Consider the following 21464-nt stretch of genomic DNA (forward strand, 5'->3'; position numbering starts at 1 on the left):
CGTCCCCCTCGCCCTCGCCCTCGCCCTCGCCCTCGCCCTCGCCCTCGCCGAGGCTGCTCGCGGTGCCGTCGAAGAGCGCGCGTCCCCCGCCGAGGACCGCGACACGGGTCGCCGGCTCCGGGACGTCGGCGAACAGGTGCGTGCTGAGCAGCACTGTGCTCGAGCGCGAACGCTCGGCCACTACCTCGCGGAAGAAGCTCTGCTGCTCGGGGTCGAGCCCGACGGAGGGCTCGTCGAGAATCCAGAACGCGGGCTCGTGGACGAGGGAGGCGGCGATGCCGACCCGCTGCCGCATCCCTCCCGAGAGCGACCCGAACCGGCTGCCAGCGGAGTCGGCCAGACGGACGAGTCCGAGGGCGTCTCGCGCTCGCCGCCGACGGTCCCGATGCGGCAGACCCTTGAGCCAGCCGCAGTACTCGACGCACTCCTGCGCCGTAAAGGACAGCGGGAATCCGACCGCCTGCGCCAGGAAGCCGACCTCTGCCACACCGCGCGCCGTTCCCGGGAACCCTCGTCGAGCGCCCGAGCACCGATCACGATGGAGCCGGACGACGGAGGCCGCGCCTCGGCGAGCGCCTCCAGCAGGGTGCTCTTGCCGGCGCCGTTGCGCCCGAGTACGACGGTCAGGCCGGGATCGATCGTCAGCGAAAGCCCCCGGAGCACGTCGCGCCTCCCGCGGGCGAGGCGCACGTCGTCGAGCGCGATGCTGCGCTTCGGGTCGGCCACGGTCAGCAGTGGCTGAACACGATGCGGTCGGTGTCCCCCGTTGTGACGATCGTGCCGCCGCCCCCGTTCACGTCCCCGGACGCGAAGTATGTGGTGTCGCCACCGCTGTCGCACTGCTCGTTGCTCGTGAAGACGTGCGAGCCGTCCTCGGCGTCGGTCGACGTGAAGACGAGCGCGTCCGGTAGGTAGTCGTCGTAGTGCCAGACCTGCACGCTGAGCGAGCGGTCCGCGGAGGTATCGCGATCGGCACGTCCCCATGCTCCGAGGCGGAGGTCCGTCGTCCGGTAGGGCGTCGAGGTGGTGAGGGAGCATCCTGCCGCTTCGTTGGACGAATCCGCTCGCGCGGGCGCAGCCGCGAGAGCGGTCGCCGCAGTGACGCGAGCGATGGACGTGACGAGAGTTCGAACAGACATGGCATCCTCCAGAATCGCCTCGACGAGCCCCGACCCGACCCGACTGTCGACGACAGTAGAGAGATCGTCATTCTGGACACAAGGTCCATCACGCGCCAAAAAGGGGGACGGATCACCGCGTGCACGGCGATCGTCGAGGGGATGGCACGCACTCCGAACCTCCGATCCGCCGCCCGTCAGATCGATCCATCACCGACGGCCCGCCCGGACGACTCGCACGATCCGACGTCGCAGGATGATGGCGGTGCCGGACTACCGCGACGGGCACCTCAGCATCGGAGCACGCCTGCCGCTCCGACAGTCACGGGACAGAGTCCATCCCGCACGGGCGACCGGATCGACTCGGGAGCGCAGACCGATGCGCTGGGCAACTGGCCCACGCTCGGCAGTTAGGTTAGGGTAACCTTCGCAACCTCACCCTCCTCCGAAGGATCATCGTGCCCGCCACCCGCACCCCCCTCCGCCTGACCGCCGTCGCTTCGATGGGCCTCGCCGCCCTGCTGCTCACCGCCTGCGCGGGAGGAGCCGACGCCGGCTCCGAGGGCACCTCCGAGAGCAGCGCCGCCTCGACCGGCGAGGGTCTCCCCGTCACCGTCGAGCACGCGTTCGGCAGCACCACTGTCGAGTCGGCCGACCGCGTCGTCGCCACGAGCTGGACGAACCAGGACGTCGCCCTGGCGCTCGGGGTCACCCCCGTCGGCTTCACCCGCGCCTCCTACGGCGACGAGGACGGCGACGGCCTGCTCGCGTGGACGAAGGAGGCACTCGACGCTGCCGGCGCCGAGACTCCAGCCCTCTTCGACGAGACCGACGGTGTGCCCTTCGAGGCCATCTCGGACCTCGAGCCGACCGTGATCCTCTCGGCCTACTCCGGCATCACCCAGCAGGACTACGACACGCTCAGCCAGATCGCCCCGACCGTCGCCTACCCGGGCCTGCCCTGGGGCACGACGTGGCAGGACTCGGCGAAGCTCGACGGAGCCGCACTCGGCCTGGAGGACGAGGCGGTCGCGAAGGTCGGCGAGGTCGAGAGCGAGATCAGCCAGGCCACGGCCGCGTACCCGCAGCTCGCGGGCACCACCTTCATGTACGGCTGGTACGACCCCACCGACGCGAGCTCGTTCACGTACTACACGCCGAACGACGCGCGGGTGAAGTTCGTCGAGGACCTCGGCCTCGACGTCGCCCCCAGCGTCACCGAGCTCTCGGGCGACTCCGAAGCGTTCAGCGGCACCCTCAGCTCCGAGAACGCGGACCAGCTCGACGCCGACGTGCTCGTCGTCTACGGCGACGACACCACCCTCGCGGCACTGCAGGCCGACCCGCTGCTCTCCAAGATCCCTGCCGTCGCACGCGGATCCGTCTACGTGCTCAAGGACGCTCCTCGGCCGCCATGGCCACCTCCTCGCCGAACCTGCTCAGCATCCCCTGGGTGCTCGACGAGTACACCGCCGGCCTGGCCGCAGCCGCCGACAAGGTGTCGTGACCAGCAGACCACCTGCACCACTGCGGCGCCCCGGACGCGAGGACACTCGCGGTCGGGGCGCCGCAGGGCGTGCACGGCGGCGGATGCTCGCGCTCGTCGCGGCGCTCGTCGCCCTCGCCGTCGCCTGCATCCTCTCGCTCGTCTACGGCTCGCGCGAGATCCCGCTCACCGAGGTCTGGTCGGCGCTGACCGCCCCCGATCCCGCCTCCATCGTCGATGCGGCCGTCCAGGGACGGGTGCCGCGCACCGTTCTCGCGATCCTGGTCGGCGCAGCACTCGGACTCTCGGGAGCCGTGATGCAGGGCCTCACCCGCAACCCGCTCGCCGATCCGGGGATCCTCGGCCTCAACTCCGGCGCCTCGCTCGCGGTGGTACTCGGCATCGCCGGGGTGGGAGCGACCAGCGTGCCGCAGTTCATCGGGCTGGCGTTCCTCGGCGCGGCGGCGGCCGGCGCCTTCGTCTACGCCGTCGCGTCGATCGGCCGCGAGGGCGCGACTCCGCTCAAGCTGGCGCTCGCCGGGGCCGCCACCGCCGCCGCGCTCACCTCGCTCATCAGCGCCGTCCTGCTCACCCAGGAGACGACGCTCAACCGCTTCCGCTTCTGGCAGGTCGGCGGAGTCGGCAGCGCCGACCCGACGAGCATCGTGCAGGTGCTGCCGTTCCTCGCTATCGGCCTCGTGCTTGCGCTCGCGAGCGCGAGCGGGCTCGACGCGCTGGCGCTCGGCGACGAGCTGGCGACGGGCCTCGGCCGCCGCGTGGGGCGCATCCGCATGCTCGCGGGAGTCTCCGCGGTGCTGCTGTGCGGAGCCGCGACCGCGATCGCCGGCCCGATCGGATTCATCGGCCTGGTCGTACCGCACCTCGCGCGCCGCGTCACCGGGCCCGCGCACGCATGGCTGCTCCCCTCCTCCGCTCTGCTCGGGGCACTTCTGCTGCTGGTCGCCGACGTGGTCGGCCGGGTGGTCGCCCGGCCGAGCGACGTCGAAGTCGGGATCGTCACCGCCCTGATCGGCGCCCCTGTGCTGATCGCGATCGTGCGCCGCTCGAAGGTGCGCGCGCTGTGATCGCGAGCATCACCGCGGGGCGGAGGGTGCGTCGACGGCGGACGGTGATCGGATGCGCCGTGCTGGCCGCGCTCGCCCTCTCGCTCGTCGTCGTCTCGCTCACGGTCGGCAGCACCGTCTACTCGGTGCCGCAGGTGATCCGGGTGGTCCTCGGCGAGAGCGTGCCCGGCGCCTCCTTCACCGTTGGCACCCTGCGCCTGCCCCGCACGATCACCGCGGTACTCGTGGGCGTCGGGTTCGGGATGGGTGGGGTGATCTTCCAGACGATGCTGCGCAATGCACTCGCGAGTCCCGACATCATCGGCATCACCTCGGGCGCGAGCGCCGCGGCCGTCGTCGCCATCGCCTTCTTCGGTCTCTCGGGAGGCGCGGTCTCGGTGATCGCGGTCGCCGCGGGTCTCGCCACGGCGCTGCTCATCGCGAGCCTCGCCGAGGGCGGCGGAGTGATCGGCGCGCGCCTGATCCTGATCGGCATCGGGGTCGCGGCGATGTTCCAGAGCGTGATCGCCTACGTGCAGACGCGCGCGGACTTCGAGGACGTGCAGGAGTCGCTGCGCTGGCTGAGCGGGAGTCTCAACTCGGCCGCGTGGTCGAGCGTGCCGCCGCTGACACTGTCGATGCTCGTGCTCGTGCCGCTCGCCCTGCTGCTCGCCGGCAGGCTCTCGGTGCTCCAGCTCGGCGACGAGTCAGCAAGCGCCCTCGGCGTCGACGTGCGCCGCAGCCGGCTGGCATTGCTCGCGGTCGGAGTCGGGCTCGTCGCCGTCGCGACCGCCGCGACGGGGCCGATCGCGTTCGTCGCGTTCGTCTCCGGTCCGATCGCGCACCGCCTGCTGCCGAGCGCCCGCTCGCTCCTGATGCCCTCCGCCCTCGTCGGAGTGGTGGTCGTCCTCGCCGCCGATCTGCTCGCGCAGCACGTCGTCGGCGCCGTGTTCTCGGGCGCCCGCTTCCCGGTCGGAGTCGTCACGGGCGCTCTCGGCGCCCCGTTCCTGCTCTGGCTCCTCGCCCGCCGCAATCGCACCGGAGGTCCCTGTGACCGCACCGCACACCCTGAGCGCCGACGCCGTGACGCTGGCGTACAACGAGCGCGTCGTCGTCGACGGGCTCTCGCTCACCGTGCCGACGGGGGCGATCAGCGTGATCGTCGGAGCGAACGCCTGCGGCAAGTCGACCCTCCTCCGGGCGATGGCCCGGCTGATCACACCGCGGAACGGAGCGGTCCTGCTCGACGGGCAGGCGATCCACCGCCTCCCGACGCGGCAGGTCGCGCAGCAGGTCGGGCTGCTGCCGCAGACGCCGATCGCCCCGGAGGGGATCGCCGTCTCGGACCTCGTCGCGCGCGGCCGCTATCCGCACCGGGGATTCCTCGGCCGAGGCTCGGGGACCGACGACGACGCGATCGTCGAGGACGCGCTGCGTGCGACCGGCACGCTCGAGCTCGCCGACCGGCCGGTGGACGAGCTCTCCGGCGGGCAGCGGCAGCGGGTGTGGATCGCGATGGCTCTGGCACAGCGGACCGACGTGCTGCTGCTCGACGAGCCGACGACCTACCTCGATGTGTCCCACCAGGTCGAGGTGCTCGATCTGCTCACCGACCTCAACCGCTCGCGCGGCACCACCATCGTGATCGTCCTGCACGACCTGAACCTCGCCGCACGCTACGCCGACCATCTGTTCGCGGTCCGCGCAGGCGCGCTCTACGCCTCCGGTGCCCCCGCCGAGGTGGTGACGCCCGAGACGGTGCGCGCCGTCTTCGGCATGGAGTCGCGTGTGATCGAGGACCCGGTGTCGCGGACCCCGCTGGTGCTGCCGATCGGCCGGCACCACTCGCGCTGACGCGGGCCTCGCCGAGGGAACCCTGGGTACGCCAGGGTGGGACGTCACCCGGAGGCTGCCGGGCGCGATCGCCGGATGCTCCGCCACATGGTGGCGACCGTGCGGAACCCCGCGCGGCGAGCGACGGCCTCAAGCTCCTCCTGCGAGGTGACCCGCGCCGCGCCGAGCAGCCGCTGAGCGGTCCGGACCCGGGCCAGCCGGATCTGCTCGGCCGCCGTCGTGCCGTGCACCGAGAACGCCCGGCCCACCCGCGTCGCCGACGAGTTCACCCGCCGGACGAGCTCGGCCACGGTCAGTCCGGTGTCCGAGGAGTCGGCGTCGATGATCGCCATCGCGCGCGAGAACAGCACCCATTCCGCCGTGGTCGCCGTCGACGCGTCGGCACGCGGCGCGTGCTCGTGGACAAGCGCGAGGACGGTCTCCTCGACGGCTGAGCTCAGGTGCCGCCAGGCCCTCGCATCAGCATCGATGGAGGTGGCGAGGAGCGAGTTGACGAGCGCGATCAGCACCTTGGTCGTCCCCAGCGCAGGCAGTGATCGCGTCGTGACAGCTGCGCTCGACACGCGCGGGTCCTCCCACAGCGACCGCCGCAGCCGCACCAGGATCCAGGCGACGGGCCGGCTCGCGGTGACGACCGCCTCCGGCTGCGGGCCCAGGGTCAGCGACCCTCCGGCCTTGACGGTGAGGACCGAGCCGTCAACCTCGACGTCGAGAGCACCCGAGACGACGGTCATCAGCAGGGCGTCCTCCTCGGTCAGGCGCGCCGAGAAGCGGAGGGGCGTCGCCCAGGTCCGAGAGAACGCGAGGTCCCGCAGTTCGATCGAGTCCGCGGCGATGCGGGCGGGTGGCGACCTCGACGCCGTGTCCAGGCCTCGCGCCGCCAACCACATCGCCGCGTCCACGCCTGCGAGGGAGACATCCCGTTCCGCGTGCACCGGTCGATCGGCCTTCGCAGCCATGGTCGCCTCCGCTCCGATCCGCGAGAAGCGGGTACCAGCATGGTCACCGCCGACGCCGGATCGGCCGAGCCACGGAGAGGCGGGGACGCCGATCCACCGAAATCCGGTGCGCGGATCACCCGTCTCTCCGCGAGAAGGCCCCTCCCGGTGACGGTAGTGGCGAGCCTCTTTCACGTCCCCACACACGCACTACCACTGACAGGAAAGGCGAGCCACCATGGCCGACAAGAACTCCTCCGCCCACGAGCACCGCATCCCCACCGGATCCGAATGGACGATCCCCGATGACTCCGTGTCCGGCGGCCGTCCCCGCCGACGCACCCTCGTCCAGGGCGCGGCCTGGACCATCCCGGTCGTCGCCGCCGCCTTCGCCACCCCGGCGCTCGCCGCGTCGAACGCCGCCGCCCTCGAGTTCGTCAACGGACCGTATGCGCTGCAGCAGTGCGGCGAGCTCACGGGCGTGCAGGTGAGGGCGACCCAGAACGGGCAGCCCGCTCCGGACGGCTCCCCCATCCGCGTGACTTTGCCGGCCGGCTTCACCTTCTCGGACGGCAGCACCTCCGGAACCTTCCCCACGTCGGGAGGCACCGCGACGCTGCCCGCGATCACCACCGACTCGTCCACCCCCGGCGCGATCACCGCGACGTGGAACGGCCTCGTCGACTCCGAGCAGATCTCGGTGACGCCGCTCCCGACCGGCGCCGAGGTCTGGCAGAACGAGGGCCTCTTCGCGAGCTACCCGTCGGTCCCCTCGACGGCGACGGCTCTGGGCGGGAATTACTTCCTCACCCCCGACGGCACCCTCTACTACGGCAACGACATCGTGCAGACGGGAGCGGCCTCCGCCGCGACCTCTCTGCGCGTGGGCTCGGACGGGCACTGGGTGAACGTCGTCCAGGCCTCGGGCGGGTCACGTACCTACCGCGACGGCGTGCTCGTCAGCTCGCTCTCCTCGACCGGAGCGTCGGTCACGCCGCTCGGGGCGAACTACTACCTGACCAACGGCAGCGTGAAGTCCCTCTACTACAACGAAACCCTCGTCGCCGAGAACGTGGCGTCCGCGGTCGCGGGCGACGGCTCCGGCGACCGCGCCACGGTCGTCTTCGCCTCAGGCGGGTCGGCCGTCTTCCTCAACGGAGTGCAGGAGAGCACGATCGCCAGCACCGGCTCGGGGTCGACCGCGCTGGGCGCGGGGTACTTCCTGTCCGGCAGCAACCTCTTCTTCGGCGAGCAGTTCGTGGCCTCCGGGGTGAGCTCGGCGCACGTGCACAAGCCGGGCGCTGCGGCAGGATCCGAGTCGACTGTCGACATCGTCCTCGACGGCGGCACGGCGCAGACCTACACCGGCAGCACCCTCAGCGGAACGTGGGGTTCGGTCCCGAGCGGCGCGACCGCGCTCGGAGACGAGTTCTTCCGATCGGGAGACGCGATCTACTACCGCGACACGGTCATCCGCCGGGGCGTGTCGTCCGCTTCGACGATGAGCAGCGACGGAGCCGGCTACGTCAACGTCGTGCTCTCGGGCACCTGCCCGGCGTAGCGCGCAGAGCGCGGCTGGAAGACCCTCGGACGAGTCCGGGGGTCTTCCGGCCGTCAGCGGCCGTGTCCGGCGGTCGGAGGAGTGCGGACGGTTCCGGAGGTGCGCCAGGATGGGCGGTGCTGATCAGGGAGCTCGACGCCGACGACCTCGCGACACCCGAGGCGGTGCGGCTGCTGTGGCGGGCGGCCGAGGCCGACGAAACGGCGCTGCGGGCGATCCGCGAGCACGAGCTGCCCGGGCTCGGCGTGATCGGAGTCGTCGACGGCGGCGTCGTTGGCGCCTCGCCGCGCACCAGGTCGGCTTCGGAGCCGTCACGATCGAGTACATCGCCTCGGCGGTCCGCGGCAGCGGACGCGCGATCGTCGCCGAGATCAGGCGCCGGCACCCCTCCGCGGCGTTCCTCGCCGAGACGGACGACGACGCGATCGGGTTCTACCGAGCGCTCGGCTTCACGGCGTCCGCCGCCCCGGAGGACCCGCGCTGGCCGGGCCGTCCTGTTACGCCTGCCGCCTCCCGCCCTCCTGACGCGTCACCCAGTGGCTCATCAGCGAGGGAACCCCGAGCGATCGAGGGTCCCTCGGCAGCGCGACGAGCCGATCAGCGGATCGACCAGCTGGGCGCGCCGCGCCCGTCGTACTGCACGAGGTTGCCGTCGTCCTGGAGAACCAGGCGGTAGGGGGCGACCGATGAGGGCGAGGCCGACGCCGACCAGGTCACCGAGCCGTCGCGGGTGACCACGGCCATGACGCCGTCGTCGTAGAGGACGAACGCGCTCCCCGCCGAGGAGGTGCCGGTCGAGTAGACCGGGCCGGAGGGTCCGTAGACCACGAAATTGCCGTCGGCCTGCATCAGAGCGCGGTAGGCGCCGTTGGGCGAGCGCAGCAGGCTGCCTGCGTCGAGTCCGTTCGTGGCGTAGAGGGTGCTCGAGGGGAGTGCGGCCTGGCTGGTCCAGATGATTGAGCCGTCCTGGTTGACGATGATCAGCGAGCCGGCGTTCGTGATGCCGAGGCGCAGGTCGGTCCCGCGGGTGTCCGACGACCACCTGACCGAACCGTCGGCGCCGTAGACGACCGCGTTGCCGTCCTCCTGCAGCACGAGACGGTTACCGGCGCCGCGGATGCCCGTGTTCCAGACGACGCCCTGCGGGCCGTATCCGACGAGGTTGCCGTCGTCCTGCATCCGTGCGGTGAACCGGCCGTTCTCGGAGGTGAGCTGGCGGTTCGCCCGCAGCGTCTGCCCCGCGAAGAGTGTGTCGATCGGAGGCTCCGCGATCCGGCCGTTGACGCTGCTGGCCCACGCGGGTGTGCCGTTCTCGCGGTAGACGACGAGGTTGCCGTCCTCCTGGATGATCACCGCGGCGTTCGGCTCGTCGGGCGTGACGGTATTCCACACCGGGCGGCCGCCGGAGGAGTAGACAACGAGGTTGCCGTCGGCCTGCATGACGAGGTGGTCGCCCCGGCCCTCGGTGCCCGTGCCGAAAGTCGCGCGACCGCTCGGGTCGTAGATGACCGCGTTGCCGTCCGTCTGCATCTCGAATCGCCAGCCGCCGTCACGCTCCGAGGTGATGCGCTCTCCGCGGGCCAGTTCCTCGCCTCCGACGAGCGCGTTGTAGTACTGGCCGGAGGCCTGCGCTGCGGCGTCGGCCGAGGGGGTGAGCTCGGGGGCGTCCTCGCGGGTGGCCGAGAGCGGCGCTCCGGGGTCCTCCCGCGTCGACGTGAGGGGCGCGTCCTCGGCCAGGGCGGGGGTGCCCCCGAGCAGCAGCGCTCCGGCGGCGAGGAGGGCGACGAGCCCGGAGGCCAGCGGACGGGTGGGGGCGGGAGGCGTCATCGCGCAGGTCCTTCTCAAGAGGTCGGCATCGCCGAGGGGTTGAGGGAATGCTCGCACGCCGGCGGCCTGCGGCGCGAGGCTTCCGTGAGCGTCGCTCCCCTCGGATCCCGCAGCGGGACGCGGCGCGCTCGCTGCAACGAGCTCGTCGCGGCTGGTCCCGGGGCCGCACAGCGGGGTCTGACGGGCCTAGCACGATCCTGCGAGCCGGACGCGCGGTGGACGCATTCCGGCTGAGCGGAACCTGCGTGAAATCTCACAGACCGCCGCGCGGAGCGCATCTCTCCGCGGGCACTGCCTACAGTCGAGTTCTCATCACAATGGCGTGTATCCCCCGCTCAGCTCGAGCTCAGTTCCGACCGGAAGGCCCGCCATGACCGCAACACTCGACCGACCCGACACCGCCCCCACCTCACACAGGTCCTCTGCGCTGGGCACCTCGCTCGGGCTGCTCCTGCTCCGACTCGCCCTGGGCGCCGTGTTCATCGCCCACGGCTGGCAGAAGATCGCCATTGACGGACTCGGCGCGACGACCGAGGGCTTCGACGCCATGGGCATCCCGTTCGCGGCCGCGCTCGCTCCGGTGGCGGCGTTCACCGAGCTGCTCGCCGGTGCCGCGATCATCGTCGGCGTCATGACCAGGATCGCCGCCGCCGGCCTCGCGATCACCGCTCTGGTCGCCCTCGTCGTCGTGCATGCTCCGAACGGGTTCTTCGCGGCCACCGGCGGAATCGAGTTCGTCCTCGTCCTCGCCGCCGGAGCAGCGGCGCTCGCGCTGACCGGCGCGGGCCGACTCTCGGGCGACGCGCTGCTGCGACGCCGGCGCTGACCCCTCCGGGACCGTCGACGGGCGCGCACGGGTGCCGCCCGCCGCGTCGGATCCGGTCCGGCTCGCGAGAACAGTGAGTTCCCGCGGGCCGGACCGGGTTGAGCGACCCGGGCCCGCTCGGCAGGTGCGCAGCCGCGGTAGCCGGCGGTCCGTTCGTTGCCGATGACAACAAAACGCAGGACGGCGCGGCAGAATGGACGCATGACGCACCGGAGCAACTGGGCAGGCACCTACGAGTACCGCGCCGCCGACATCATCGAGCCCGAGTCGATCGAGGAGGTGCAGCGCCTGGTCCGCGAGAACGACCGCGTCCGCGCGCTCGGCAGCCGCCACTCCTTCACCGCGCTGCCCGACACGCCCGGCGTCCTCCTGCACCTCGGCCGCCTGCCCTCCGACCCCGAGATCGACGCAGGGGCGAACACCGTCACCGTCGGAGGCGCCACCCGGTACGGCGTCCTCGCCGCACACCTGCACAGCGCCGGTTACGCCCTGCACAACATGGGCTCGCTCCCCCACATCTCGGTCGCCGGCGCGATCGCGACCGGCACCCACGGCTCCGGAGACGGCAACGCCAACCTCTCCTCCGCCGTCTCGGCCCTCGAGCTGGTCACCGCCGACGGCTCGCTGCGCACGATTCGCCGCGGAGAACCCGGCTTCGAGGGCGTCGTCGTCGGCCTCGGCGCCTTCGGCGTCGTCACCCGGGTGACCCTCGACGTCCAGCCGACCTTCGACGTGCGGCAGGACGCGTTCGTCGACCTGCCCTGGGAGCGCGTGCTCGACGACTTCGAGGCGATCACCTCCTCCGCCTACAGCGTCAGCCTGATGACGCACTGGTCGAGCCCCGCCGTCGAGCAGCTCTGGCTGAAGACCCGGGTCGAGAGCGGAGTCGTCGCCGACGTCGACGCGACGCACCTGGGCGCGGTCGCCGCCGCGGCCAGCCTGTTCGCCGTGTCCGAGGGTGTCGACTCCAACCTCAACCCGTTCGGCGGCTCGATCGGGCCGTGGTCCGAACGACTCCCGCACTTCCGCCTCGACCGCGAGCCGAGCGCGGGCGACGAGATCCAGAGCGAGTACATGGTGCCGCGCGAGAGGATCCGCGAGGCGATCGTCGCCCTCCGCGCGATCGGCGAGCGGATCGACGAGGTGCTGCTGATCACCGAACTGCGCACGATGGCGGCCGACGACCAGTGGCTCTCCCCGGCCCAGGGCCGCGACAGCGTCGGCGTGCACTTCACCTTCGCGAAGGACCGGGCCGGAGTCGACGCCGTGCTCCCCGCGGTCGAGGGCGCTCTGCTCCCGCTCGGCGCCCGCCCGCACTGGGGCAAGCACTTCCTGGCCCGAGCCGACGAGATCGCCCCGCTCTACCCGCACCTCGCCGAGTGGCGCGCGCTCCGGGCCGAGTGGGACCCCTCGGGCCGCTTCGCGAGCGACTACCTCCGCGACCGCCTCCTGGGCTGACCCCTCTTGAGCAGGATGCGACTGCGAGCGCTGCCGCCCCTGTGCATCGCGCGGGCCGGGTGGCGGCCGCGAAACGGGTGACGGCCCGGAGGAAGGCGGGTAGCGTCGCCGAGACGAGAGGGAGGTCGCCATGCCCCGCGAGGAACGGATGCCGTCGACCATCGAACGGTCCGACGAGCACGCGCAGGATCTCTGGTCGGCCGCGCACGACTCCGCCGTGGAGAGCTACGGCGAGGGCGAACGCGCCCACCGCACCGCGTTCGCCGCGCTGAAGCACGAGTACGAGAAGGTCGGCGACCACTGGGAGCGCAAGGCCGCCGCCGGCCCCTCCGACTCGCGCGCAGCCGGCCACGGGCCCGACGGCGGAGGCGAGACCGCCGGCGGAGTGGACGCCAACGCCTCCAAGGCCCACCTGATGGATCTCGCCAAACGCCTCGACGTCTCCGGCCGCTCCCGGATGACCAAGACCGAGCTCGTCGAGGCGCTCCGGCGCGAGAACGACCGCCGCACACGCCGCGCGCGCTGACCGGGTCGTCAGCCGGCGACCGCAGACGCCGCCGCGGGCACCTCCACCGCGCCTCCCGCTTCCGGCGGCGCGCGACCAGCACCGTCAGCACGAGCGCCGAGACCGTCCAGATTCCGAGCTGGAGGAGCCAGCGGCCGATACCCGCCCCGTCGAAGAAGAGGATGCCCCGCATCGCCTCGAAGCCGCCGGAGCCGAGCCAGCCGTTGTGCACCACCTGCCAGAACGGCGGCAGCATCGACTCCGGCGTGCTGGCCCCCGCGCTCGGGAAGTTGAGGGCGACCAGGATCAGGATCTCGGCCAGCACCGCTCCCTGCCCCAGGAGCAGCGTGAGCAGGGTCGCGATCACCCCGACCGTGAAGCTGTAGAGCATCCCGACCCCGATCACCGCCGCGACCTGGCCGAAGTCGACACCGAAGTCGACGAAGAGGCTGATCATCGAGAAGCCGAGGACAGGCACGAGCAGCGCGGCGCCGGCCGCCGTCGCGAGCAGGGCCTTCACTCCCGCCCGCGGGATCGCCTGGCTGATCGCGGTGATGCTGAGGAACGCGCCGACCGTGCAGATGACCAGGAAGAAGAAGAGGACGGAGCCTCCGGGATCGTCGGCGGGCAGCGGAGCGACGTCCTCGATCGTCGCCGTCGTGCCGAGCTGCGCCGCGGCCTGGTCACCCACCTGCTGCACGACGGCGGCGGCGAGGCGTCCGCCTCCCGAGGCGATCACCGTGGTGACGGTCGAGCCGTCGACGATCACGGCTCCGACCGCGTCGCGATCGGCGACCGCCTGCCGCGCCTGCTCGGCGGAGTCGGCCCGGCTCGCATCGAAGGCACCCTCCGCGCGCTCCTCGAGCGCATCGGCGAGCTGGTCGGTGACCTGCGCCGGGCCCGAGAGCGTGATCGCCAGGTCGTGGGGCACCGGCGCGTGCCCGGCGCTGACGTAGGCGAGGCTGAATGCCACGAGGAAGAACAGCGGCATCGAGATCACCGCGATGAGGCGGGTGCGCAGCGACGCCGTCCGCGAGGGGTCCACGGATCCTGGCGTGGCGACGACATCGAGGTGGTTCTCGGGCATCGTCAGGTCGATGCCCGCAGTGCGGGTGGACGGTCGTGGCTCGGTCGTGCTCATCGCAGGACTCCCTCTCCGGTGGTGGTGGACTCGCTGGCGGTGATCGACCGCCGCGTGACCTCGGCGTCGTCGGGTTCGAGCAGCTCACCGTCGACGACGACGGTCTCGATGCGGGCGTGACGCGGCTGCTCCGGCGCCCTCCACGCCTCGGCGGGCGGGGCGGAGTCGGTGGCGAGATCCGCGAGCTCGGCGCGCTGCCTCCGGACGGTCTTGCCCAGGTGCACGACGAAGGTGACCAGCATCAGCCCGAGCGTCCAGGCGAGCAGCTGCAGAACCCAGCGGCCCGCGCCGTTGCCGCCGAAGTACACGATCGAGCGGAACGCCTCCATCGCCCCCGCCCCGAAGTAGACCTCGTGCACGCCCTGCCAGAAGCCGGGGAGCATCGCCGCGGGGCCGGCACCTCCTGCGCTCGGGAAGTTGATGAACACGACGAACGCCATGATCCCGAAGGTGGCCGCCTTGCCCAGGAGCTGCTCGATGAGGATCGCCGCACAGCCCACGGTGAAGACGTAGAGCGCGTTCACGCCCAGCAGGCCGGCGATCGAGCCGAAGCTCGCTCCGTAGTCGCCGAGGAAGATCGAGGAGAGCCCGAAGACGATCAGCGGAGCGACGACGGCCGCGATCGAGATCGCGGTGTAGCGCAGGCGCAGCGGCGCACCGGGCATCACCTGCATCAGCACGATGATCACCAGGTAGGCACCCAGGGAGGTGTAGGTGAGGAGGTAGAACAGGCCGGTGCCGAGGCTGTCGGCCGCGGCCAGCGGAGCCACGTCGACGACGGTCGCCGTGGTGCCGAGCTGGGCGGCGACCTGCGCGGCGGCGCCCTGCACGGCGCCGGCGACCGAGCGGCCCTCCGCCCCTGCGACGTAGGTCGTCACGGTGAAGGCCGGAGGGGCCGATGGGTCGGCGGCGGCCACGGGCGAGATCTCGATCGACCCGTCGTAGCGCCGCTCCTCGACGCCCGAGCGCGCCTCGGCGACGACGTCGGTCCGCTCGGCCGAGAACTCCGCGGTGCTGTCGAGCCCCTCCGCGATCGGCGCCACCACCTGGTCGGGGCCGACGACGAGCAGGGGGAGGTCGTTCGGCGCGGGGTGGTGCAGAGCGCTGACGAACGCGAGCGGGAAGACGATCACGAAGAAGAGCGGCAGCAGGAGCGCCAGGAGCGCCGTGCGCACGGAGCTCGCAGGTCGCGGCGGGTCGCCGACGGGCGTGGGCGGTGGGGTGGTCGGGCTCGACACGGGGGCTCCTCGAAAGGTAAACGGTGGTTACAAAGTAAACGGTGTTTGCAACGTAATCGACGTTTACGCTGGAGTCAAGATGCTCTCGCCGTCGAGGTTCCTCGGTGCCGAGCGCGAGGATTCTCAGGAGCCGAGAACCTCAGGAGGGAACCACATGGCCGGCCAGGGGTCCGCACGCCGAGACCGGTCGGCGGCGGTGAAGGACGAGATCCGCCGCTCCGCCGCCCGCCTCTTCACCGAGCGGGGCTTCGAGGCGACCGGCATCCGCGACATCGCTGCGGTGGCCGACGTGAATCCGGCCATCGTGATCCGTCACTTCGGCTCGAAAGAGGCGCTCTTCATCGAGACCGTCGATGGAACGGGTGCGCTCCAGGCGATGATCGAGGGGCCGATCGAGGAACTCGGCCGTCGCGTCGTCCGCCAAATCATGATGTCCCGCGGACGCGGCGGGCTCGTCGTCTTCGGCACGATCGTCCGGGCCTCCGGCCGACCCGACATCCGCGCCACCCTCGCCACCTCGATGATCGAGCGCTTCGTGGTCCCGATCGCCCCGCTGATCCCTCGGAGCGACGCCGAGACGAGAGCACACCTCTTCGCGGCACAGCTCGTCGGGCTGATGACGGCGCTCGTCGTCTACGACGACGTCCACCTGCGCGAGGCTCCGCTCGAGGAGGTCGTCGAGCTCTACGGAGCCGGCCTCCAGCAGCTGCTCACCGGGCCGTGAGCTCCGGGGTCAGCGCAGGGCGTCCCGGATCTCCGCGAGCCCGAGCTCGAGCTCCGCGAACGTCGTCGACAGCGGCGAGAGCCCGATCCTGATGCCGTCCGGCCGGCGGAAGTCGGGGATCACGCCCGCCTCCTGGAGCCGGGGCACCAGTGCCGAGAACGACTCGTGCGCGATGGTCACGTGCGAGCCGCGCTCGGCCGGGTCGCGCGGAGTCGCCACCCGCACCCCGAGCGGCACCAGCCACTCGTCGATCAGTTCCAGGGCATAGGCGGTCATCGCCTCCGACTTGGCGCGCACCGCGGGCATGCCCGTCTCGGCGATCAGCGCGATCATGTCCTGCATCGCGATCATCCCGGTGATCGGCGGCGTCCCACTGAGCACGCGGCGCATCCCCGCGGCAGGCCGATAGCCCGGGGCCATCTCGAACATGTCGGCGACCCCCATCCAACCCTGCACCGGCTGCGCAAGCGCCTCCTGGTGCCGGGAGGCGACGTACGCCCACGCCGGCGCCCCCGGACCTCCGTTGAGGTACTTGTAGGAGCAGCCGACGGCGAGGTCAGCGCCCCACGAGTCGAGCTCGAGCGGCACCGAGCCGACCGCGTGGGAGGCGTCCCAGAGCACCAGAGCGCCGGCCGCGTGCGCCTGCGCGGTGACGGTGGCGGCATCGGCGAGGAACCCGGAGCGGTAGGCGACGTGACTGAGCAGCACGAGCGCGGTCCGCTCGCCGAGCACGGAAGCGAGATCCTCGGTGCCGACTCCGCGCTCCGGAACCGTCGTGATCCAGCGCAGCGTGCTACCGGTCTCGGCCGCGATCCCCTCGAGCACGTAGCGGTCGGTCGGGAAGTCGTCGGCGTGCACGACGATCTCGTCGCGCGCCCCCTCCGCCTGCATCGCGATCGCGGCGCGGGCGAGCTTGTAGAGCAGCACGGTCGTCGAGTCGGCCACCGCGGCCTGCCCCGGCGCGGCCCCCAGGACCGCCGCTCCGAGCGCGTCGCCCACCTGGAGCGGCAGCTCGAGCCAGCCCTCCTCCCAGCCTCGGATCAGGCGGCCGCCCCACTCCTCCTCCGCGAACTGCGTCAGCCGCTGGACACTCGCCCGCAGGGGACGGCCGAGCGAGTTGCCGTCGAGGTACGAGCGCACCTCGGGGGTGCGGACGAAGAGCTCCGGGCAGTGCGCGAGCGGGTCCTGTGCGTCGAGCGGATGCATGTGCTCACCCTAGGTCGCCCTCCCACACTCCTCCCACCGTCCAGGAGTCGCGGTCGTCGCGCTCGCGCACCGCACCTCCCGCGCGCACGCCGACTCCCTCGGCCCGCACTCTGAAAGACCGAGAGGCGTTCTCACGGCTGATGTCCCTACTCTGATCCGCGTGGATCTCGACACCCTCCTCAACATCGGCCTCGTCGTGCTGTTCGTCCTCGTCGGAGGCGTCTTCGCGGGCACCGAGATGGCGATCGTCAGCCTTCGCGAGAGCCAGGTCCGGGCGATCGAGGCGGGGAGCGAGCGGGGCCGCCGGATCGCCGAGCTCGTCCGCAATCCCAACACCTTCCTCTCGGCGGTGCAGATCGGCGTCACCCTCGCCGGCTTCTTCTCCTCCGCGTACGGCGCCTCGACCATCGCGCCCGACCTGGTGCCTCCGCTCGAGTCGCTCGGGCTCTCGAGCGGAGCCGCCTCCACCGTCGCGCTCATCCTGATGACCCTCGTCATCGCCTACCTCTCGCTGGTGCTCGGCGAGCTCGTGCCCAAGCGCCTGGCGATGCAGAAGTCCGTCGCGTTCACGAAGGCGCTCGCGCCGCCGCTCAACGTCCTCGCCCGCCTCATGCGACCGCTGATCTGGCTCCTGTCGGTCTCCACCGACGCCGTGGTGCGCCTCCTCGGTGCCGACCCGCGCGAGAAGGGCGAGAGCGTCTCGGCCGATGAGGTGCGCGACATGATCTCGAGCAACACCGAGATCCACGAGGACCACCGACGCCTCCTGACCGATGTCTTCCGGGCCGATGACCGGCGCGTCGCCGAGGTGATGCGGCCCCGGCCCGACGTCGACTTCCTCCGCGGCGAACTGAGCGTCGCCGAAGGGTACAGCGCCGTGCTCGGCCAGCCGCACTCGCGCTACCCCGTCGTCGGCGAGAACCGCGACGATGTGCTCGGATTCGTGCACGTGCGCGACCTCATGGCGGCGCTCCCGGAGGCGGAGAAGGCCGGCACCGCGAGCCGCGTCGCCGACATCACCCGCCCGATCCTCGCTGTGCCCGGCACCACGAAGGTGCTGACGGCGCTGCGCACGATGCGCCAGGACGGCCACCAGATCGCCGTGGTGATCGACGAGTACGGCGGAACCGACGGCATCATCACCCTCGAGGACCTGCTCGAGGAGCTGGTCGGCGAGATCTACGACGAGTACGACGGTGCGCGGCAGGAGGTCGACGCGAAAGCGGCCGAGCAGCTGCACGACGTCGACGGCGGGATGATCCTCGAGGACCTCGAGGAGCAGCTCGGGATCGAGCTCCCCGAAGGCCCCTACGAGACCGTCGGCGGCTACGTCCTCGACCGGATCGGACGGGTCGCGGTCGTGGGCGACTCCGTCGTCGTCGGCGACCACGTCCTCCGGGTCGCCGAGACCGACCGCTACCGGATCTCGAGGCTCACCCTCGTGCCGCAGCCGGCATCGGAGCAGACCGAGCCGAGGGCCTGAGCCGCGGCGCGGAGAAAGCGGGTAGCGGCGCCGGCGAGCGGGTTGTTGTGCGGACCTCACCGGAAAAGATCGACGAGCCGGGACGAGCCGGACTACGGTGCTAGGTGATCGAGATTCACGAACTCGGTCACTGTCAATGGGGAGGAACGAATGAAGGCACGAAGCGCTCTTGCAGCTCTGATCACTCTGGTCGTGGGGACGACCATCGCGGTCGGAACACCCAGTCTGGCGGCTGTGACCTACAGCGACTACACGACGAAGGCCGAGATTCCGGATTACGACTGCGGCTCCGACGCATGTACGGCTTCACAGGGGTTCGCGGTGACGACCAACTACCTCTACAGCATCAAGACCGACACGAATCACACGAAGTCGGTCATCTACCGGGTCGACCGGGTATCGGGCGAGCGGGTCCTGATGCGCAATGCGACGAGCAATTCGAACGTCAACACCTGGCTCGGACACGCCAACGACATACAGATCGCCAGCGTCGGCGGTCAGACCTACATGTTCGTGGTCACGATGTTCGACAGCCGCAGCGGAGCGGACAGCACCAAGCAGCTGGTGAAATTGAAGTACAACGGCACCAGCTACGAGTGGGATCACACTTACACGATCCTCTCCGGTTCGACGCCGATCGGTGTCAGCGGACTCAGCAAGATCTCGCAGAGCGGCAACACCGTCGACTTCTTCTTCAGTTCGGGCGACCAGGTCTACCGGGGGAGCTCGATGTGACCGCTCAGGGAGGCACCGCGAATGACATCCCACTCACGACGGCATTCACGATGAACAACAGGCCGAGCGGCTGGGACCCGCAGGGGATCCACTACGACGCCGCACATCAGCGCCTCTACCGGCCGGTCACCAGCGGCAACCGGAGCAGGGTCCTCGTGTACGACGGCATCACGTCGGCGACGTCGGGATCCAGATCGTCCAGCGCCGACGTGAAGATCGACATCACGAGCACCGACTACCCGAAGTTCGAGATCGAGGGCGTGGGGATCAACGCCGAGAGCGGGAAGCTCTACTTCAGCACGAACCGCACCGGGTCGGACGGCGTCCACTACGTGAACGGCTACTCGGCCTGAGCCGACCCGGCGCTGGGTGGAGGGGCCGCGTCCCTCAGGGCAGCGGCCCCTCCACCCAGCGCGTGGCGAGGCGTCCGCGGGCGCCGGGCCGCGCGATCCACAGTCCGCCGGCGAACGGGTGGCGGGCCCGCTCGTCCGCCGAGAGGTCGCGCGACGCAGAGGTGACGACCGCGATGTCGAGGTCCTCGCCCGCGAAGGCGACGCTGGAGGAATGCGGCGCGTCGATCCTGATGCCCTCGCCCTCGACCGGCCGGCCGTCGGCCTCGAACACCCGCACGCCGCTGCCGCCCCAGACCGCCACCCAGACGCGGCCCTCCGCGTCGACGGTGAGGCCGTCCGCGAACACGCCCTCCTCGAGAGCGACGAACGGCTGGCGGGCGCCGTGCTCGCCGCCCGCGTAGGAGCGGCGGTGGATCACGCCCGACTCGGTGTCGGCCGAGTACAGCACGGCACCGTCGGGCGAGAAGCCGAGGCCGTTCGAGAGCCGCAGGTCGTCGTCGAGCACCGTCACGGATCCGTCGAGCTCGATCCGCAGCAGCACATCGTCGCCCGCCGACTCGCCGAGAGTGAGGGAGCCGATGAGGAGCCGGCCCTGCGGGTCGATCGTGCCGTCGTTGAAGCGGTGCCCCTCGGGCAGCAGCTCGGATCCGCGGGTGAGGGAGCCGTCGACCTCGAGGATCGCGAGGCACCGCGTCAGCGCCACCAGCGTCCGCCCGTCGCCGAGCGGCAGTGCGCAGCCGACCTGCTCGCCCACGTCGGTGCGCGAGATCGCGCCGATCCCCTCGGCGGTGAGGGGCGCCGAGAGGACCGCGCCCGCCTCGATGTCGACCCAGGTGAGCCGGGCGGTGTCTGCATCCCAGACAGGACCTTCGCTGAGGACGTAGGTGGGGGTGCCCGCGGGCGTCGCATCGATCATGCCTCCCACGCTAGGCGGCGGCGGACCGCGCTGTCAGGAACCGAGGTCTGGAGCGACGGATCCGGACCTCGGGGCGGTTCCCGGCACTCTCGACCTCGGTTAAGGACGCGAGCGGCTGAATACACCCGCCCGGCCACCGGCGACAAACGCTGCTCGGCGCGACCATGATGATCACGCAGTCCTTCCTCTACAACGCGATCTTCTTCACCTACGCGCTGGTGCTCGAGAACTTCTACGGAGTCGAGCAGAGCGCCGTGTCGTACTTCTTCTTCCCGTTCGCGATCGGCAACCTTATCGGGCCGCTGGTGCTGAGGCACCTCTTCGACGTCTGGCGCCGCCGGAAGATGATCTTCCTCACCTACGGCGTCACGGCGACGACCGCGGCCCGCCGACCATCGGCTACGTCGTCGGAGCGGGCGTGATGATCCTCGGCGGCGTCATCGCCCTGATCTACGGAGTCGACGCCGAGCGCCGCAGCCTCGAGAGCATCACCGAGCCCATGTCGACAGTGAAGTCCTGACGCCGCCCGCGCCCGCCCGCCGCCCTGCCCGCCAGCGCGTGGGCGGGGCAGCAGGCGGGGCGCCTCACGACCTCCTCGTCCGACGACGTCTCGCTGCACCAAGGAGAAGGACATGGATCGCCGGCCAGACCGCGAACATCGCTCCGAAGCCCGGTACTCAGGCGAGGTCGAGCGTCCCGCTCATCTGCGCGTCGAGACCCGTGTACGCGATGACCGAGACGATCCAGCCGACGACCGGCAGCGCGTACACCGGCAGGACCTGTCGACGACCGCGGCCGACCACCGCCGCCGTGATGCAGGCGGTCACTAGGTAGATGAGGAATCCGACGGCGAAGACACCTCCAAGGAAGGGGGCGAGAGCGAAGGTCGCGGCGACGACCAGCGCACCGATCCCGGCGAGCGCCAAGGCAGTCATCATCAGTCCCCGCTCTTCACTCAGCTACTGATGCTGAGATCGCTCATCTTCTTCTGGAAGATTGCCCATATTGCAGAGGATGCTTGTGTCGATGAA

The 21464-nt window shown here is 71.1% G+C and carries 21 protein-coding genes and 3 pseudogenes; 15 read left to right on the plus strand and 9 right to left on the minus strand.

The annotated features are described in order from the left end of the window. The 3 genes and pseudogenes from ACH61_RS19230 to ACH61_RS18115 all read right to left on the minus strand — a co-directional run. Positions 1 to 487 (minus strand): ATP-binding cassette domain-containing protein (locus tag ACH61_RS19230; protein ID WP_153038785.1); only part of this gene is annotated, 487 nt, incomplete at its 3' end. A 17-nt stretch (positions 488 to 504) separates the two neighbouring features. Beyond that, positions 505 to 840, minus strand: a pseudogene (locus ACH61_RS19235) (ATP-binding cassette domain-containing protein); the annotation flags it as partial. Further along, on the minus strand, positions 729 to 1139 hold the full coding sequence (locus tag ACH61_RS18115; protein ID WP_068208539.1) for a hypothetical protein: 411 nt from the start codon (positions 1137 to 1139) through the stop codon (positions 729 to 731). The pseudogene ACH61_RS19235 and the gene ACH61_RS18115, both read right to left, overlap by 112 nt. A gap of 482 nt (positions 1140 to 1621) precedes the next feature. Here ACH61_RS18115 and ACH61_RS16040 point away from each other — a divergent pair. The 4 genes and pseudogenes from ACH61_RS16040 to ACH61_RS03245 form a co-directional block, all read left to right on the plus strand. Further along, positions 1622 to 2458: pseudogene (locus ACH61_RS16040) on the plus strand (ABC transporter substrate-binding protein); the annotation flags it as partial. Between the two features lie 250 nt (positions 2459 to 2708). After that, the gene (locus ACH61_RS03230; protein ID WP_068208546.1) at positions 2709 to 3689 is read left to right on the plus strand and encodes a FecCD family ABC transporter permease; all 981 of its coding nucleotides are present in this window, start codon (positions 2709 to 2711) and stop codon (positions 3687 to 3689) included. Between the two features lie 137 nt (positions 3690 to 3826). Further along, a pseudogene (locus ACH61_RS16045) lies at positions 3827 to 4636 on the plus strand (FecCD family ABC transporter permease); the annotation flags it as partial. An 82-nt stretch (positions 4637 to 4718) separates the two neighbouring features. Continuing rightward, on the plus strand, positions 4719 to 5522 hold the full coding sequence (locus ACH61_RS03245) for an ABC transporter ATP-binding protein (RefSeq protein WP_068208554.1): 804 nt from the start codon (positions 4719 to 4721) through the stop codon (positions 5520 to 5522). A 44-nt stretch (positions 5523 to 5566) separates the two neighbouring features. Here ACH61_RS03245 and ACH61_RS03250 read toward each other — a convergent pair whose 3' ends face one another. Then, entirely contained in the window at positions 5567 to 6481 is a 915-nt protein-coding gene (locus ACH61_RS03250) for a helix-turn-helix transcriptional regulator (RefSeq protein WP_068208556.1), read from the minus strand. 217 nt (positions 6482 to 6698) lie between these two features. Between ACH61_RS03250 and ACH61_RS03255 the strand changes: the two genes are divergently transcribed. Continuing rightward, positions 6699 to 8021 (plus strand): hypothetical protein, encoded by a 1323-nt coding sequence (locus ACH61_RS03255; protein ID WP_068208559.1) that lies wholly within the window; start codon positions 6699 to 6701, stop codon positions 8019 to 8021. 597 nt (positions 8022 to 8618) lie between these two features. On the opposite strand, the gene ACH61_RS03260 is transcribed toward ACH61_RS03255, so the two are convergent. Next, entirely contained in the window at positions 8619 to 9848 is a 1230-nt protein-coding gene (locus ACH61_RS03260; protein ID WP_068208562.1) for a hypothetical protein, read from the minus strand. 370 nt (positions 9849 to 10218) lie between these two features. On the opposite strand from ACH61_RS03260, the gene ACH61_RS03265 reads away from it, so the two are divergent. From ACH61_RS03265 to ACH61_RS03285, 5 genes are all read left to right on the plus strand, one after another. After that, positions 10219 to 10674, plus strand: a complete 456-nt coding sequence (locus ACH61_RS03265) for a DoxX family protein (protein ID WP_068208564.1) — start codon at positions 10219 to 10221, stop codon at positions 10672 to 10674. Positions 10675 to 10875: 201 nt separating this feature from the next. Then, complete coding sequence (locus ACH61_RS03270) at positions 10876 to 12132, plus strand: D-arabinono-1,4-lactone oxidase (RefSeq protein WP_068208566.1); 1257 nt, start codon at positions 10876 to 10878, stop codon at positions 12130 to 12132. 130 nt (positions 12133 to 12262) lie between these two features. Continuing rightward, a complete protein-coding gene (locus tag ACH61_RS03275) occupies positions 12263 to 12658 on the plus strand; it encodes a ChaB family protein (RefSeq protein WP_068208568.1) in 396 nt (131 codons plus the stop codon). A 161-nt stretch (positions 12659 to 12819) separates the two neighbouring features. Further along, positions 12820 to 13023 carry a hypothetical protein gene (locus tag ACH61_RS03280; protein ID WP_068208571.1) on the plus strand — a complete coding sequence of 68 codons (204 nt, stop codon included), beginning with the start codon at positions 12820 to 12822 and terminating at the stop codon, positions 13021 to 13023. A gap of 189 nt (positions 13024 to 13212) precedes the next feature. Beyond that, positions 13213 to 13593 carry a hypothetical protein gene (locus tag ACH61_RS03285; protein ID WP_153038787.1) on the plus strand — a complete coding sequence of 127 codons (381 nt, stop codon included), beginning with the start codon at positions 13213 to 13215 and terminating at the stop codon, positions 13591 to 13593. Positions 13594 to 13774: 181 nt separating this feature from the next. On the opposite strand, the gene ACH61_RS03290 is transcribed toward ACH61_RS03285, so the two are convergent. After that, positions 13775 to 15016: a hypothetical protein gene (locus ACH61_RS03290; protein WP_068208576.1), complete on the minus strand. Its 1242-nt coding sequence runs from the start codon at positions 15014 to 15016 to the stop codon at positions 13775 to 13777. Positions 15017 to 15170: 154 nt separating this feature from the next. Here ACH61_RS03290 and ACH61_RS03295 point away from each other — a divergent pair, with 154 nt between their 5' ends. After that, positions 15171 to 15740 (plus strand): TetR/AcrR family transcriptional regulator, encoded by a 570-nt coding sequence (locus ACH61_RS03295; protein WP_068208578.1) that lies wholly within the window; start codon positions 15171 to 15173, stop codon positions 15738 to 15740. 9 nt (positions 15741 to 15749) lie between these two features. On the opposite strand, the gene ACH61_RS03300 is transcribed toward ACH61_RS03295, so the two are convergent. After that, positions 15750 to 16946, minus strand: coding sequence for a kynureninase (locus tag ACH61_RS03300; protein ID WP_068208580.1), 1197 nt, complete (start codon positions 16944 to 16946; stop codon positions 15750 to 15752). Positions 16947 to 17106: 160 nt separating this feature from the next. Here ACH61_RS03300 and ACH61_RS03305 point away from each other — a divergent pair, with 160 nt between their 5' ends. From ACH61_RS03305 to ACH61_RS03315, 3 genes are all read left to right on the plus strand, one after another. Beyond that, positions 17107 to 18429: a hemolysin family protein gene (locus ACH61_RS03305; RefSeq protein WP_068208583.1), complete on the plus strand. Its 1323-nt coding sequence runs from the start codon at positions 17107 to 17109 to the stop codon at positions 18427 to 18429. 150 nt (positions 18430 to 18579) lie between these two features. Beyond that, positions 18580 to 19164, plus strand: a complete 585-nt coding sequence (locus ACH61_RS03310) for a hypothetical protein (RefSeq protein WP_068208586.1) — start codon at positions 18580 to 18582, stop codon at positions 19162 to 19164. Further along, a complete protein-coding gene (locus tag ACH61_RS03315) occupies positions 19161 to 19517 on the plus strand; it encodes a hypothetical protein (RefSeq protein WP_068208589.1) in 357 nt (118 codons plus the stop codon). Before ACH61_RS03310 ends, ACH61_RS03315 begins: the two co-directional genes overlap by 4 nt. A gap of 34 nt (positions 19518 to 19551) precedes the next feature. On the opposite strand, the gene ACH61_RS03320 is transcribed toward ACH61_RS03315, so the two are convergent. Then, the gene (locus ACH61_RS03320; RefSeq protein ID WP_068208591.1) at positions 19552 to 20433 is read right to left on the minus strand and encodes an SMP-30/gluconolactonase/LRE family protein; all 882 of its coding nucleotides are present in this window, start codon (positions 20431 to 20433) and stop codon (positions 19552 to 19554) included. Positions 20434 to 20597: 164 nt separating this feature from the next. Here ACH61_RS03320 and ACH61_RS03325 point away from each other — a divergent pair, with 164 nt between their 5' ends. Continuing rightward, positions 20598 to 20855 (plus strand): hypothetical protein, encoded by a 258-nt coding sequence (locus tag ACH61_RS03325; protein ID WP_068208592.1) that lies wholly within the window; start codon positions 20598 to 20600, stop codon positions 20853 to 20855. Positions 20856 to 21110: 255 nt separating this feature from the next. On the opposite strand, the gene ACH61_RS03330 is transcribed toward ACH61_RS03325, so the two are convergent. Next, a complete protein-coding gene (locus tag ACH61_RS03330) occupies positions 21111 to 21371 on the minus strand; it encodes a hypothetical protein (RefSeq protein ID WP_068208593.1) in 261 nt (86 codons plus the stop codon). Positions 21372 to 21464 lie beyond the last annotated feature (93 nt).

The sequence above is a fragment of the Rathayibacter tanaceti genome (assembly GCF_001634385.1).
Classification (GTDB): domain Bacteria; phylum Actinomycetota; class Actinomycetes; order Actinomycetales; family Microbacteriaceae; genus Rathayibacter; species Rathayibacter tanaceti.

Excerpts from the sequence above, each read along its gene's own strand:
- ACH61_RS03250 (WP_068208556.1), bottom strand. The coding sequence starts at position 6,481 with ATGGCTGCGAAGGCCGATCGACCGGTGCACGCGGAACGGGATGTCTCC.
- ACH61_RS03260 (WP_068208562.1), bottom strand. The coding sequence starts at position 9,848 with ATGACGCCTCCCGCCCCCACCCGTCCGCTGGCCTCCGGGCTCGTCGCC.
- ACH61_RS03255 (WP_068208559.1), top strand. The coding sequence starts at position 6,699 with ATGGCCGACAAGAACTCCTCCGCCCACGAGCACCGCATCCCCACCGGA.
- ACH61_RS03320 (WP_068208591.1), bottom strand. The coding sequence starts at position 20,433 with ATGATCGATGCGACGCCCGCGGGCACCCCCACCTACGTCCTCAGCGAA.
- ACH61_RS03275 (WP_068208568.1), top strand. The coding sequence starts at position 12,263 with ATGCCCCGCGAGGAACGGATGCCGTCGACCATCGAACGGTCCGACGAG.
- ACH61_RS03300 (WP_068208580.1), bottom strand. The coding sequence starts at position 16,946 with ATGCATCCGCTCGACGCACAGGACCCGCTCGCGCACTGCCCGGAGCTC.
- ACH61_RS03270 (WP_068208566.1), top strand. The coding sequence starts at position 10,876 with ATGACGCACCGGAGCAACTGGGCAGGCACCTACGAGTACCGCGCCGCC.
- ACH61_RS03330 (WP_068208593.1), bottom strand. The coding sequence starts at position 21,371 with ATGATGACTGCCTTGGCGCTCGCCGGGATCGGTGCGCTGGTCGTCGCC.
- ACH61_RS03230 (WP_068208546.1), top strand. The coding sequence starts at position 2,709 with ATGCTCGCGCTCGTCGCGGCGCTCGTCGCCCTCGCCGTCGCCTGCATC.
- ACH61_RS03280 (WP_068208571.1), top strand. The coding sequence starts at position 12,820 with ATGCCCCGCATCGCCTCGAAGCCGCCGGAGCCGAGCCAGCCGTTGTGC.
- ACH61_RS03265 (WP_068208564.1), top strand. The coding sequence starts at position 10,219 with ATGACCGCAACACTCGACCGACCCGACACCGCCCCCACCTCACACAGG.
- ACH61_RS03295 (WP_068208578.1), top strand. The coding sequence starts at position 15,171 with ATGGCCGGCCAGGGGTCCGCACGCCGAGACCGGTCGGCGGCGGTGAAG.
- ACH61_RS18115 (WP_068208539.1), bottom strand. The coding sequence starts at position 1,139 with ATGTCTGTTCGAACTCTCGTCACGTCCATCGCTCGCGTCACTGCGGCG.
- ACH61_RS03325 (WP_068208592.1), top strand. The coding sequence starts at position 20,598 with ATGATGATCACGCAGTCCTTCCTCTACAACGCGATCTTCTTCACCTAC.
- ACH61_RS03310 (WP_068208586.1), top strand. The coding sequence starts at position 18,580 with ATGAAGGCACGAAGCGCTCTTGCAGCTCTGATCACTCTGGTCGTGGGG.